At 43.9% G+C, this 12,768-nt stretch carries 8 protein-coding genes, 16 tRNA genes, 2 rRNA genes and 1 pseudogene (1 of these 27 running past the window's edge); 26 read left to right on the forward strand and 1 reads right to left on the reverse strand.

Going from position 1 to position 12,768, the window contains the following annotated elements; all coding sequences use genetic code 11:
* The 18 genes from ACR42H_RS06195 to ACR42H_RS06280 all read left to right on the forward strand — a co-directional run.
* Positions 1-1,751 (forward strand): 23S ribosomal RNA (locus ACR42H_RS06195) (it extends 1,185 nt beyond the left edge of the window).
* Between the two features lie 187 nt (positions 1,752-1,938).
* Positions 1,939-2,055, forward strand: a 5S ribosomal RNA gene (gene rrf, locus ACR42H_RS06200).
* Positions 2,056-2,075: 20 nt separating this feature from the next.
* Positions 2,076-2,150: transfer RNA gene (locus ACR42H_RS06205), tRNA-Asn, on the forward strand.
* 3 nt (positions 2,151-2,153) lie between these two features.
* Positions 2,154-2,244 (forward strand) — tRNA-Ser (locus ACR42H_RS06210).
* Positions 2,245-2,260: 16 nt separating this feature from the next.
* Positions 2,261-2,335, forward strand: a tRNA-Glu gene (locus ACR42H_RS06215).
* Between the two features lie 4 nt (positions 2,336-2,339).
* Positions 2,340-2,415 (forward strand) — tRNA-Val (locus ACR42H_RS06220).
* A 9-nt stretch (positions 2,416-2,424) separates the two neighbouring features.
* Positions 2,425-2,498 (forward strand) — tRNA-Met (locus ACR42H_RS06225).
* Positions 2,499-2,501: 3 nt separating this feature from the next.
* Positions 2,502-2,578: transfer RNA gene (locus ACR42H_RS06230), tRNA-Asp, on the forward strand.
* Between the two features lie 25 nt (positions 2,579-2,603).
* Positions 2,604-2,676: transfer RNA gene (locus ACR42H_RS06235), tRNA-Phe, on the forward strand.
* Positions 2,677-2,694: 18 nt separating this feature from the next.
* A tRNA-Thr gene (locus tag ACR42H_RS06240) sits at positions 2,695-2,770 on the forward strand.
* Positions 2,771-2,786: 16 nt separating this feature from the next.
* Positions 2,787-2,870 (forward strand) — tRNA-Tyr (locus tag ACR42H_RS06245).
* A gap of 8 nt (positions 2,871-2,878) precedes the next feature.
* Positions 2,879-2,952: transfer RNA gene (locus tag ACR42H_RS06250), tRNA-Trp, on the forward strand.
* A gap of 11 nt (positions 2,953-2,963) precedes the next feature.
* Positions 2,964-3,039 (forward strand) — tRNA-His (locus ACR42H_RS06255).
* 58 nt (positions 3,040-3,097) lie between these two features.
* Positions 3,098-3,172: transfer RNA gene (locus ACR42H_RS06260), tRNA-Gln, on the forward strand.
* Positions 3,173-3,176: 4 nt separating this feature from the next.
* Positions 3,177-3,251: transfer RNA gene (locus ACR42H_RS06265), tRNA-Gly, on the forward strand.
* A gap of 18 nt (positions 3,252-3,269) precedes the next feature.
* Positions 3,270-3,343 (forward strand) — tRNA-Cys (locus ACR42H_RS06270).
* A 28-nt stretch (positions 3,344-3,371) separates the two neighbouring features.
* Positions 3,372-3,460: transfer RNA gene (locus tag ACR42H_RS06275), tRNA-Leu, on the forward strand.
* 23 nt (positions 3,461-3,483) lie between these two features.
* Positions 3,484-3,565, forward strand: a tRNA-Leu gene (locus ACR42H_RS06280).
* Positions 3,566-3,847: 282 nt separating this feature from the next.
* On the opposite strand, the pseudogene ACR42H_RS06285 reads toward ACR42H_RS06280, so the two are convergent.
* Positions 3,848-3,961, reverse strand: a pseudogene (locus ACR42H_RS06285) (nuclease-related domain-containing protein); the annotation flags it as partial.
* A 174-nt stretch (positions 3,962-4,135) separates the two neighbouring features.
* Here ACR42H_RS06285 and ACR42H_RS06290 point away from each other — a divergent pair.
* From ACR42H_RS06290 to ACR42H_RS06325, 8 genes are all read left to right on the forward strand, one after another.
* Positions 4,136-5,077, forward strand: a complete 942-nt coding sequence (locus tag ACR42H_RS06290; RefSeq protein ID WP_436375125.1) for a carbohydrate ABC transporter permease — start codon at positions 4,136-4,138, stop codon at positions 5,075-5,077.
* Positions 5,077-5,904, forward strand: coding sequence for a carbohydrate ABC transporter permease (locus ACR42H_RS06295; protein WP_436375127.1), 828 nt, complete (start codon positions 5,077-5,079; stop codon positions 5,902-5,904). Before ACR42H_RS06290 ends, ACR42H_RS06295 begins: the two co-directional genes overlap by 1 nt.
* A 69-nt stretch (positions 5,905-5,973) precedes the next feature.
* A complete protein-coding gene (locus tag ACR42H_RS06300; RefSeq protein ID WP_436375129.1) occupies positions 5,974-7,260 on the forward strand; it encodes an ABC transporter substrate-binding protein in 1,287 nt (428 codons plus the stop codon).
* Positions 7,261-7,407: 147 nt separating this feature from the next.
* Positions 7,408-9,198: a sensor histidine kinase gene (locus ACR42H_RS06305; protein WP_436375131.1), complete on the forward strand. Its 1,791-nt coding sequence runs from the start codon at positions 7,408-7,410 to the stop codon at positions 9,196-9,198.
* A gap of 1 nt (position 9,199) precedes the next feature.
* On the forward strand, positions 9,200-9,928 hold the full coding sequence (locus ACR42H_RS06310) for a response regulator transcription factor (RefSeq protein WP_113883551.1): 729 nt from the start codon (positions 9,200-9,202) through the stop codon (positions 9,926-9,928).
* A 16-nt stretch (positions 9,929-9,944) separates the two neighbouring features.
* A complete protein-coding gene (locus ACR42H_RS06315; RefSeq protein WP_113883550.1) occupies positions 9,945-10,685 on the forward strand; it encodes a ThuA domain-containing protein in 741 nt (246 codons plus the stop codon).
* A gap of 1 nt (position 10,686) precedes the next feature.
* A complete protein-coding gene (locus ACR42H_RS06320; protein ID WP_436375134.1) occupies positions 10,687-11,715 on the forward strand; it encodes a Gfo/Idh/MocA family protein in 1,029 nt (342 codons plus the stop codon).
* A gap of 9 nt (positions 11,716-11,724) precedes the next feature.
* Entirely contained in the window at positions 11,725-12,756 is a 1,032-nt protein-coding gene (locus ACR42H_RS06325; RefSeq protein WP_436375136.1) for a Gfo/Idh/MocA family protein, read from the forward strand.
* Positions 12,757-12,768 lie beyond the last annotated feature (12 nt).

Raw genomic sequence — 12,768 nt, forward strand, 5'->3', positions numbered from 1 at the left:
GCTAAACGTATCACCGAAGCTGTGGATTGACATCTTACGATGTCAGTGGTAGGAGAGCGTTCTAAGGGCGTTGAAGCGGGATCGCAAGGACCCGTGGAGCGCTTAGAAGTGAGAATGCCGGTATGAGTAGCGAAAGATGGGTGAGAATCCCATCCACCGAATGCCTAAGGTTTCCTGAGGAAGGCTCGTCCGCTCAGGGTTAGTCGGGACCTAAGCCGAGGCTGAAAAGCGTAGGCGATGGACAACAGGTTGATATTCCTGTACCACCTCTTTACCGTTTGAGCAATGGGGGGACGCAGGAGGATAGGGTAAGCGCGCTGCTGGATTAGCGCGTCCAAGCAGTTAGGCCGGTAACGAGGCAAATCCCGTTACCACATAGGCTGAGCTGTGACGGCGAGGGAAATTTAGTACCGAAGTTCCTGATTCCACACTGCCAAGAAAAGCCTCTAGCGAGGGAAAAGGTGCCCGTACCGCAAACCGACACAGGTAGGCGAGGAGAGAATCCTAAGGTGAGCGAGAGAACTCTCGTTAAGGAACTCGGCAAAATGACCCCGTAACTTCGGGAGAAGGGGTGCTCATTAGGGTGAATAGCCCTGATGAGCCGCAGTGAATAGGCCCAGGCGACTGTTTAGCAAAAACACAGGTCTCTGCGAAGCCGCAAGGCGAAGTATAGGGGCTGACGCCTGCCCGGTGCTGGAAGGTTAAGAGGAGAGGTTAGCGCAAGCGAAGCTTTGAATCGAAGCCCCAGTAAACGGCGGCCGTAACTATAACGGTCCTAAGGTAGCGAAATTCCTTGTCGGGTAAGTTCCGACCCGCACGAAAGGCGTAACGATCTGGGCACTGTCTCAACGAGAGACTCGGTGAAATTATAGTACCTGTGAAGATGCAGGTTACCCGCGACAGGACGGAAAGACCCCGTGGAGCTTTACTGTAGCCTGATATTGAATTTTGGTACAGCTTGTACAGGATAGGTAGGAGCCTGAGAAGCCGGAGCGCTAGCTTCGGTGGAGGCGTCGGTGGGATACTACCCTGGCTGTATTGAAATTCTAACCCGCGCCCCTTATCGGGGCGGGAGACAGTGTCAGGTGGGCAGTTTGACTGGGGCGGTCGCCTCCTAAAAAGTAACGGAGGCGCCCAAAGGTTCCCTCAGAATGGTTGGAAATCATTCGCAGAGTGTAAAGGCACAAGGGAGCTTGACTGCGAGACCTACAAGTCGAGCAGGGACGAAAGTCGGGCTTAGTGATCCGGTGGTTCCGCATGGAAGGGCCATCGCTCAACGGATAAAAGCTACCCCGGGGATAACAGGCTTATCTCCCCCAAGAGTCCACATCGACGGGGAGGTTTGGCACCTCGATGTCGGCTCATCGCATCCTGGGGCTGTAGTCGGTCCCAAGGGTTGGGCTGTTCGCCCATTAAAGCGGTACGCGAGCTGGGTTCAGAACGTCGTGAGACAGTTCGGTCCCTATCCGTCGTGGGCGCAGGAAATTTGAGAGGAGCTGTCCTTAGTACGAGAGGACCGGGATGGACGCACCGCTGGTGTACCAGTTGTCTTGCCAAAGGCATCGCTGGGTAGCTATGTGCGGAAGGGATAAGTGCTGAAAGCATCTAAGCATGAAGCCCCCCTCGAGATGAGATTTCCCATAGCGTCAAGCTAGTAAGATCCCTGAAAGATGATCAGGTTGATAGGTCAGAGGTGGAAGCGTGGCGACATGTGGAGCTGACTGATACTAATCGATCGAGGACTTAACCAAAACGAAAAGCGGAGGCGACTGTTCAACTTCGAGAGAAGTTAGGAGCCGAAGCTAGACAAGTCATTGGTGAATACTCGGCAAATGCTTCTTCATGCATTATCTAGTTTTGAGGGAACGAAAAAAAGTAAATTTCCTCTTGAAAAATGATAAAAAGACGGTATAATAATACTTGTCTTTGAAAAAATAGTCTGGTGGCGATGGCGAGAAGGTCACACCCGTTCCCATACCGAACACGGAAGTTAAGCTTCTCAGCGCCAATGGTAGTTAGGGGCTGTCCCCTTGTGAGAGTAGGACGCTGCCGGGCTGTTTTACAAATATCATTATTCCGCAGTAGCTCAGTGGTAGAGCATTCGGCTGTTAACCGAACGGTCGTAGGTTCGAATCCTACCTGCGGAGCCAAATGGAGAGCTGTCCGAGTGGCCGAAGGAGCACGATTGGAAATCGTGTATACGCTAACCGCGTATCAAGGGTTCAAATCCCTTGCTCTCCGCCATTATAATTTCTATATTGGCCCCTTGGTCAAGCGGTTAAGACACCGCCCTTTCACGGCGGTAACACGGGTTCGAATCCCGTAGGGGTCACCATTTTGGAGGATTAGCTCAGCTGGGAGAGCATCTGCCTTACAAGCAGAGGGTCGGCGGTTCGATCCCGTCATCCTCCACCATATTATTGTCGCGGGGTGGAGCAGTCCGGTAGCTCGTCGGGCTCATAACCCGAAGGTCGCAGGTTCAAATCCTGCCCCCGCAATCTGGTCCGGTAGTTCAGTTGGTTAGAATGCCTGCCTGTCACGCAGGAGGTCGCGGGTTCGAGTCCCGTCCGGACCGCCATTTTTACAAAAAGTAAATAATATGTGGCTCAGTAGCTCAGTCGGTAGAGCAAAGGACTGAAAATCCTTGTGTCGGCGGTTCGATTCCGTCCTGAGCCACCTTTACTGAATTGATTTGCCGGTGTAGCTCAATTGGTAGAGCAACTGACTTGTAATCAGTAGGTTGGGGGTTCAAGTCCTCTTGCCGGCACCATTCTTTATGCTAATATGGAGGGGTAGCGAAGTGGCTAAACGCGGCGGACTGTAAATCCGCTCCTTCGGGTTCGGCAGTTCGAATCTGCCCCCCTCCACCAATTTATATAGGGGTATAGTTTAATGGTAAAACGAAGGTCTCCAAAACCTTTGATGTGGGTTCGATTCCTACTACCCCTGCCAATATTATAATGGCGGCTGTGGCGAAGTGGTTAACGCATCGGATTGTGGCTCCGACACTCGTGGGTTCGATTCCCATCAGTCGCCCCATAAATTTATAGTAACAGTACGAGTATAACTCTCATATAAATGTGATATGAACTATCAATGGGCTATAGCCAAGCGGTAAGGCACCGGACTTTGACTCCGTCACTCGCAGGTTCGAATCCTGCTAGCCCAGCCATTTTGCGGAAGTAGTTCAGTGGTAGAACATCACCTTGCCAAGGTGAGGGTCGCGGGTTCGAATCCCGTCTTCCGCTCCAGAATAAACTTCATTTTATGGCGGCATAGCCAAGTGGTAAGGCAGAGGTCTGCAAAACCTTTACCACCGGTTCGAATCCGGTTGCCGCCTCCATAATCTAAATCTTGATTCGCTGATATACGCCGGGGTGGCGGAACTGGCAGACGCACAGGACTTAAAATCCTGCGGTAGGTGACTACCGTACCGGTTCGATTCCGGTCCTCGGCACCACAAGATTTACTACATTTTAATATGCCGGTGTGGCGGAATTGGCAGACGCGCACGACTCAAAATCGTGTTCCTTCTGGAGTGTCGGTTCGACCCCGACCACCGGTATCTAAAAAGAGGTTTCCCAATAGGGAAATCTTTTTTTGTTGTTTAATTAATATCTGTGCAAATTTTTAAAGCGGATAGCAAATATCAATGCAGCCATTCTGCTGATTGTGATGTAATATTATCTATCTTGGACGTAACACACATCTGTTGCTTACTTTAGTAATTCAAACCTGGTTTATCTTGTTTCATAGGAACCTTCCGAACAGTTAAGAACCCCCTCTCGAAACCACCCTCTGAATCTTTCGGAACCCTGCATTGAAACAACTTTTATTAGGATGGTGCTGTATACCATCTGTCCTGTTCGATATAAAAGTCTCCCTCATAATTCTTGACTTCAAAAATGTAGATGCAGCCTCCAGTGATTAATAATGAATCTATTTGGAAAAAGCCCACATCTCTATGTTCAAGATAGCTTCATTCTATGCAATGTTTTCCATTTCCACAAGCTAATCCTTTTAAAGAAGTCAAAATATTGCACCATTTTAGTCAATCCAGTCACCTATATATGCAAACGGTTTCAAATATAATGTAGGAAAGCGTTTGCAAGAGATGAGGGGGCGGTGAAGAGATTTGGAGACAAAGATTGAAGTCGGGGAAGCAGCAGTCAATTCAGAGGTTAAAACAGTATCCAGGAAAAAAGCAAATCTGAAAAAAATGCTAACATACAGCGCATTTGTAGGACCGGCATTGATTTTTTTCCTGGTGATTCAAATCATTCCTTTTTTGATGGGAATTTATTATTCTTTTACTTCCTGGAATGGTGTCAGTTCTGTAGTTGAGTGGGTCGGACTTGAAAATTATATAAAGATCTTTAAAAATGATCCCAAGTTTTTTGATTCCTTCATTTTTACTACCAAGTTTATGTTAGCCTCGGTTATTATTAGTAATTTACTAGGTTTTGGGCTTGCATTATTATTGAACGCAGCATTGAAGTCCAGAAATTTATTGCGGACTGTGTTCTTCATTCCTAATGTTATCGGGGGATTATTGCTTGGGTTCATCTGGCAGTTTATTTTTGTAAAAGGGTTTGCTGCAATTGGAAATCTTACAGATCTATCCGTATTTAAGCTGCCATGGCTTGGGGATGAGTCAACAGCATTCTGGGGAATTGTAATTGTGTTTGCCTGGCAGATCAGCGGATATATGATGGTTATTTATATTGCAGCGCTGCAGGGGGTTGATCAGACATTGCTGGAGGCCGCCAGGATCGATGGGGCATCAAGCTGGACACTTCTGACGAAAATTATTATTCCTCTTATTTTGCCGGCGTTTACGATTTGTTTCTTTTTAACTATTTCAATGGCATTTAAGATTTTCGACCTGAATATTTCACTGACAGGCGGAGGTCCATTTAATTCAACACAATCTGTTGCAATTAATATTTATCAGGAAGCATTCCAGAATAACCGGTATGGTCTGGGTACCGCGAAATCCATTTTGTTCTTCCTTGTTGTAGCAATTTTTACAACGGTTCAGGTTATGATGACCAAGAAAAGGGAGGTTGAGGCCTAATGAGTCCCAGATATACGAAGGTTACGTTTCTGCTCGAGATTATCGGAATCGTATTAGGAATCATATTCCTCATACCTTTTTATTTCGTGATCATCAATTCTGTAAAAGGTTTTGCAGATATTTTGATTGATGCTGCAGCGTGGCCGCAGGAGTTTTTATTCTCCAATTACTTGAAGGTATGGGATATTATTAATTTCCCGCGGGCCTTCTGGAATTCGCTTATAATTACGGTGATCAGCAATATTGGACTGGTTGTCATTAGTTCCATGGCTGCCTGGAAGATGGTCCGAACCCCGGGGAAATTCAGCAAAATCCTGTTTGCGTTATTTGTATCTGCGATGGTTATTCCTTTCCAGACGGTCATGATACCGCTGATGAAGCTGGGAGGCACGCTGAATCTGACAAACAGCATACCTGGTCTCATCATTATGTATTTTGGCTTTGGTGTACCATTATCGCTTTTCCTGTATCACGGATTTATTAAAACAGTTCCAATAGAGATAGAAGAATCGGCCCGAATTGATGGGTGCAGCCAGTTTGGGGTCTTTTGGAGAATTGTTTTTCCGCTTCTAAAGCCAATCACTGTAACGGTTATTATTTTAAATACATTATGGATCTGGAATGATTATCTTCTGCCACTTCTTGTGCTTCAGGATGCAGAACTAAGGACGATTCCTTTGGCCACAAGTTCATTCTTTGCACAATATACAAAGCAATGGGACATGGGACTGGCCGCCCTTGTGATGGGCATTACACCTGTTGTTATTTTCTTCCTGTTTCTGCAGAGGCATATTATTAAAGGCATTGCACAAGGTTCCATCAAGTAGTTATAGAGACTTTTGCGGCCATATGGGCTGTTAAAGTTTATATAAAAAATTATTCAGGGGGGAAACAAAATGAAACGCTTTGCTCTATTACTGCTGTCATTGGTTCTGATGGCGGGCATTATGGCGGGCTGTTCTTCTTCCAGCTCTTCAGGGGATGAAAAGCCAAAGGATGATTCAAATAATGATGATGAAGTGGTAACATTGAATTTGTTCCAGTTTAAAGTGGAGATTGCCGATCAGCTTCAGGCAATGATCGGTGAATTCGAAAAAGAGCATCCGAATATTAAAGTAAAGCTTGAATCAGTCGGCGGCGGTGCTGATTATGGTGCTGCATTAAAAGCAAAGTTTGCATCCGGCGAACAGCCTGACATTTTTAACAATGGCGGATTTAAAGAATTGGAGCTTTGGAAAGAGCATCTTGCAGATCTTTCGAATGAGCCTTGGGCAGAGCATGTGCTTCCAATTGGAAAAGTTCCAATGACTGATACAGACGGCAAACTTTATGGAATGCCTGTAAACCTTGAAGGATACGGTTTCATTTATAATAAGGATTTATTTGAAGAAGCAGGCATCACTGAACCACCTAATACGATTTCTGAACTGAAGGATGCTTCTGAAAAACTAAAAGATAAAGGAATTACTCCTTTCTCTGCCGGTTATGGAGAGTGGTGGGTCATTGGCCAGCATTTACTAAATATTCCATTTGCACAGCAGGAAGATCCGGTGGCATTTATTGAGGGCTTATACAGCGGATCTGAAAAAATTACTGGCAATGATAAATTTAAAGAGTTCAAAGAAGTGCTTGATACTGAAATAAACTTTGGAAATGATAATCCATTAACAACAGATTATAATACGCAAGTAACGCTATTTGCATCCGGCAATACAGCAATGCTTCAGCAGGGGAACTGGACAGAAAACATGATTCTTGAAATCAACCCTGAAATTAATATGGGATTCCTGCCAATTCCGCTTACTGATGATGAGGCTGAAGCAGACCGTTTACCGGTAGGCGTTCCGAACAACTGGGTTCTTAATAAAAATTCAGAGCATCTTGAAGAAGCAAAATTATTCCTTGACTGGATGGTTTCTTCTGAAACAGGAAAGCGTTATATCACAGAAGAGTTTGCGTTCATTCCTGCCTTCGACAATATAGAACCAACCGGTTTAGGCCCGCTTGGACAGCATATTCTTGAGTATTCTAAGGAAGAGAAAACCGTTCCTTGGACATGGTTCAGGTGGCCGGATGGTGCAAATAAAGAGTTTGCTGCAACAATCCAGGAATACGCTGCAGGAAAGATTGACTATGATACGGTCGTAGAACGCTTCCAGGCATCCTGGGATAATCTGAAATAAATTTGGTTAAACAGGAAGCATGTCTGCGGAAGATATGCTTTCTGTTTTATATTTTAATTATATGCAAAACCCCATAACAAAAAGGCATCCCCAAAAAGGGAAGTTCGCTTTATACTATTGTAAAAGACAAAGCAGCGGGGGATGTAAATGTTCAAAAAGAGCATTAGAAATAAACTGATTGTTCTATTGATGGTAGCCACGATCGTTCCATTTGGGGCGTCTATAATCATCACTTATTATCATACAGCGGAATCATTGAAAGACCAGGCCATTAAGGAAAATAGCAACCTATTATATCAAGGAAAAGTGAACCTGGAGGGTTACATAAATGAGCTGGACGGATTAACACTATCCCTTTACAATAATCCAGGTTTAATAAACTTTTTAAAAGATCCCCAAAAGGAAAATAATTATCAGGCAGTGGAAGCTGTAAGAAATGTAATTTCTACCATACTGTATGCAGAAGAAAATATCAAAAGAGTTAACATTGCTGTTGCAAAGGAAGATCGTCTTATAACAGCTTCCAGGCGCTCTACAGTTATTTTTTCAAAGAAGCTGACAAATGCCAATCAGGAATTTTACGTAAAAGCCAAAGAAAGTCCAAGTAATATGTATCTTGAGCCTATTCATAAGATAAAGGAGCCTGAGGACAAAAAGCCTAAAAATGTAATAACGCTTCACAGATCTTTAATCAATATTCCATCAGATGATGTATTGGCATATATCTCACTGGAGTTCTCACCAGATCAAATAACCAATATCAGCCGTAATCTTTATTCGGGTGAAAATGAAGAATTCTATATAATATCTCCTGAAGGTGAATTGATCTACCGTTCAACTGATGAAACTGATGAAGATTCTAAGTCGACTGATTGGATCGATTGGGTAATGAGTACAAATAAAGAAAATGGCACGGTTGAATGGAAAGAAGGTTCTTTCAACGGCGTCATGATATACGATCAATTATCGCAAAATTCTGGCGGCTGGTATCTTGTTAAGCGTGTCCCATATATCACTTTATATGAAAGTGCATTCAGCGTGGCGAAAATCAATATCATGTTTGGTGTAATAGGACTCATACTGGTTATTCTTGCCACTCTATTTATCTCTGTTAGAATCACTTCACCAATCAGAATCCTGCTGAAATATATTGATCAGGTTGAAAAGGGAAACCTTAATGTCCGTTTTCAATCTTTCGGCAATGATGAGATTGGCTATCTCGGTGATCGTTTTAAACAAATGATCGATAAAATTAATGATTTAATCAATCGGGAGTATAAACTTCAGCTTGAAAACAAGACCAATCAGCTAAAGGTTCTGCAGTCACAGGTTAATCCGCATTTTTTATATAACGCGTTGCAGTCTATCGGAACAGCAGCATTAAAAAATCAGGGTCCGCAGATTTATTCGTCTGTTACCCGCCTTTCTAAAATCATGCGGTACAGTATGAATATGGAGGAGGATATGGTTCCTCTTCAAAAAGAGATCGAACATACCAAGTCTTATCTCCTGCTGCAAAAAGAGAGGTTTGGTGACCAGCTTCAGTTCAGTTTTCAGCTTGATGAAGCAGCAATGGGGTTTCCTGTTCCGAAAATGATTCTACAGCCAATAGTGGAGAATTACTTTAAGCATGGTTTTGATGCGCGGGAAAAAGCTGGAGAGGTTAGTATCACCTGCAGACAGGATGAATTTTATCTGGATATTCTGATCGAGGATAATGGCACAGGCGTCTCTGAGAGCAGGCTGGAGGAAATCCGATTTCATTTGATGAATGACAGGATGGGGCAAAAGGGTGAGTTAACGAATATCGGACTGAAGAATGTTTACACCCGGTTAAAACTCTATTATGGCAATCGGGCATTCCTGCAGCTTAAGAATCTTGAGCGAGGCGGGCTGCTTGTTTCTATTAAACTTCCAAAAAGGATGGAAGGTGGATAAGATGAAAGCAATTATTGTGGATGATGAAAAACATGTGAGGGAAGGCTTGCTTCTTCTGGGAGATTGGAGCCGCTTTGGTATTGACACAATCATGGAGGCTGTTGATGGAAATGAGGCCATAAAGCTGATTAAAGAGCATCGCCCGGAAATCATATTCACTGATATGAGCATGCCAAAGAGAGATGGCATAAGCCTTTTAAAATGGATTCATTCTTCGGGTTTATCCAGCAAGACGATTGTCGTCAGCGGATATGATGATTTTGACTATATGAGGAATGCCATCTGTTATAAAAGCTTTGATTATATCTTGAAGCCTATTGATCCTGAAATACTGAATGAAACCCTGGAAAAAGCTATAAATGAATGGAAACAGCAAAGTACTCCTGAGGAATGCAAGCAGGAGCATGACGGAGAGATGAATGTGATTCAGCAAATAGAACAGTTTTTGCTGGAAAGCTATAACAAGGATATTAACCTGCAGGAAATTGCAGATAGATTTTATTTAAGCAGGGAGTACATTTCCAGGAAGTTTAAACAGGAATACCAGGCTACCATAACAGATTTTATTACGAATGTTCGAATGAACAAGGCAAAAGAGCTTCTGCAGAACCCTAAACTGAAAATCTATGAAATTGCTTTCCAGGTCGGCTATCAGGATGAAAAGTATTTTAGCAAAGTGTTTAAAAAGACAGTGGGGATTTCCCCAAATGAATATCGAAGTATGAATTAACAGAAGGAGGAAGATCATGATCAACGTGCTTGTTTGGAATGAGAATCGACATGAACAAAGGGATGAAAAGGTAAAGTCTGTCTATCCGGATGGTATTCACCGTGCCATTGCAGACTTTTTAAAGGAAGAAGATCATAAAGTAAAGACAGCTACATTGGATGAGCCCCAGCATGGACTTAGTGATGCTGTTTTACAGGAAACAGACGTTTTGGTCTGGTGGGGACATCTTGCGCATGGGGAAGTTGAGGATGCAACCGTTGAAAAAGTAAAACAAAGAGTGCTGGACGGAATGGGGCTGATTGTCCTGCATTCTGGCCATTTCTCTAAAATTTTTAAAGCATTGATGGGAACATCCTGTGATTTAAAATGGAGAGAAGCGGATGAAAAGGAACGGATTTGGATTGTAGATCCAGGCCATCCCATTGCAGAAGGACTTGGAGAATATATTGAACTTGAAAAAGAAGAAATGTATGGGGAACATTTTGATATCCCGGCACCGGATGAACTTGTAATGGTGAGCTGGTTTGAAGGCGGAGAAGTTTTTCGGAGCGGCTGTACATACAGGCGCGGAAAAGGGAAAATCTTTTATTTTCGCCCAGGACATGAAACATATCCAACTTATTATCATAAGGACGTTCAGCAGGTTATTAAAAATGCTGTTAATTGGGCTAAACCAGCTGATCTTCCTGTACCGGTCTATGGGAATGCGAAGCCATTGGAGAGAATTAGAGTGAGTCAAGAAGGAGTGGAGAATTAAGATGAAAAAACTCAAAATTGGAATAATTGGCTGTGGAAGTATAGCCAAGCATAGGCATATGCCTGAATATCATGCAAGCAGCGGTGCTGTCATTGCAGCGGTATGTGATATTAATGAAGAGCGTGCAAATGTGTTTGCCGGCTTGTACGGGGCGGAGGTGTACACCGATTATAGAGAATTGTTGGCTAATAAGGATATAGATGCAGTGAGTGTCTGCACCCCGAATTATCTGCATGCTCCCATTTCAGCTGCAGCATTAAACGCCGGCAAGCATGTTTTATGTGAAAAGCCAATGGCAACTTCTATGGAAGAAGCAAAGGACATGATTGAAGCAGCAAGTAAAAATGGAAAGAAATTAATGATTGCTCATAATCAGCGCTTTGTTCCATCGCATAAAAAAGCAAAGGAATTGATTGCAGAAGGTGAAGCGGGAAAAATCTATAGTTTCCGGACGGTTTTTGGCCACGGCGGGCCAGAGGGATGGAGTGCAGATGGCAAAGAAAGCTGGTTCTTCAAAAAAAACCAGGCTTTTATTGGCGCCATGGGCGACCTTGGTGTACATAAGACCGACTTACTGCGTTACCTGCTGGGAGAAGAGTTTACTGAGGTAGGAGCGTTTGTAGAGACAAGTGCTAAGATTGATGCTGATGTCGATGATACAGCGGTATGCGTTTTGAAAACGGAAAGCGGTGTAATCGGTACATTGGCTGCAAGCTGGTCTTATGTCTCAAAAGAAGACAATTCCACCATTATTTATGGAGAAAAGGCAATTTTGAGATTAGAGGATGATCCGGTGCATTCTCTCATTGTTCAGTATGCAAACGGTGATACAGTGAAGTACGAACTCGGCGGGATTCAGACAAATGAAGAAGGAGGACAAAAGAATTCAGGCGTCATTGATCATTTTCTTGAAAGTATCTTAAATGAACAGGAGCCTGCGATTCCTGGTTCTGAGGGAATGAAGTCGCTCCAGGTGATACTTGCTGCGCTGGAGGCAAGCGAAACAAAGCAGATTGTCAGAATTAATTGAGGTGCATCAATGAAGAAACTTCGGATCGGAATTATCGGTGCTGGCGGAATAGCCCAGTCCAGGCATATTCCCGTTTTATTAAAATTATCGGATAATGCATCCATAACAGCTATTTGCGATGTGAATGCGGATACTGCACAATTGGCTGCAAAGAAGTTTGGAATTAACAGCGTTTTCACAGATTATAAAGAAGTGTTCAGTGAAACAGATGCTGTAGTTATTTGTACACCGAATAAGTTTCATGCTGAGATTACGGCTGCTGCACTGGAGGCTGGGCTGCATGTTTTGTGTGAGAAGCCGATGGCCATGACAGCAGAAGAATGCAGGAAAATGATAGAAGCCAGAGACAGGTCTGGAAAGGTTTTGGCCATTGCCTACCACTACCGGTTTATGAAAGAGGCTCAAGCTGCCAAAAAACTCATTTCAGAAGATGAAATTGGTCTTCCATTTGCAGCCAGGGCACGGGCGATGAGAAGAAGAAAGGTGCCGGGATGGGGTGTTTTCACCAATAAGGAACTTCAGGGCGGAGGGAGTTTGATTGATTATGGATGCCACTTGCTTGACCTCTCGCTTTGGCTTCTGGGAAACCCGGAGGAAACCGAGGTTTCCGGTACAGCTTATAATACATTGAGCAGAATGCCTGAGCAGGTGAATCTATGGGGAAGTTTTGACCATCAATCCTTTAATGTCGATGACCATGTGACAGCTTATATAAAATTTGCCAATGGAGCATCCCTGCTTTTTGAAACCTCATGGTCAGCCAATATCGAACAGGATGAAGAAAGTCTCAGCCTTTCAGGGCAGGATGGAGGAATTGATTTATTCCCATTCAGCTTGAACCAATCCAAACATGGAATGCTGCTTAATACACACTCAGAATGGCTGCCAGGGGAGGATGACTATGCTTTGGCTCAGGCGCGAAACTTTATTGACAGCTGTTTGGGGAGAGAAGCATTTATAGTAGACGCAGAAGAAGCACTGCAGACAACCAGAATTATTGATGCAATTTATAAAAGCAGTGAAATGGGCAGAAGAGAATAGAAGCCTGGAGGG

This window comes from Cytobacillus sp. BC1816 (assembly GCF_051353635.1).
Lineage (GTDB): Bacteria > Bacillota > Bacilli > Bacillales > Cytobacillaceae > Cytobacillus > Cytobacillus oceanisediminis_C.

Coding starts and splice junctions, on each gene's coding strand:
- ACR42H_RS06300 (WP_436375129.1), top strand. CDS start 5,974: ATGAAACGCTTTGCTCTATTACTGCTGTCATTGGTTCTGATGGCGGGC.
- ACR42H_RS06315 (WP_113883550.1), top strand. CDS start 9,945: ATGATCAACGTGCTTGTTTGGAATGAGAATCGACATGAACAAAGGGAT.
- ACR42H_RS06310 (WP_113883551.1), top strand. CDS start 9,200: ATGAAAGCAATTATTGTGGATGATGAAAAACATGTGAGGGAAGGCTTG.
- ACR42H_RS06295 (WP_436375127.1), top strand. CDS start 5,077: ATGAGTCCCAGATATACGAAGGTTACGTTTCTGCTCGAGATTATCGGA.
- ACR42H_RS06305 (WP_436375131.1), top strand. CDS start 7,408: ATGTTCAAAAAGAGCATTAGAAATAAACTGATTGTTCTATTGATGGTA.
- ACR42H_RS06325 (WP_436375136.1), top strand. CDS start 11,725: ATGAAGAAACTTCGGATCGGAATTATCGGTGCTGGCGGAATAGCCCAG.
- ACR42H_RS06320 (WP_436375134.1), top strand. CDS start 10,687: ATGAAAAAACTCAAAATTGGAATAATTGGCTGTGGAAGTATAGCCAAG.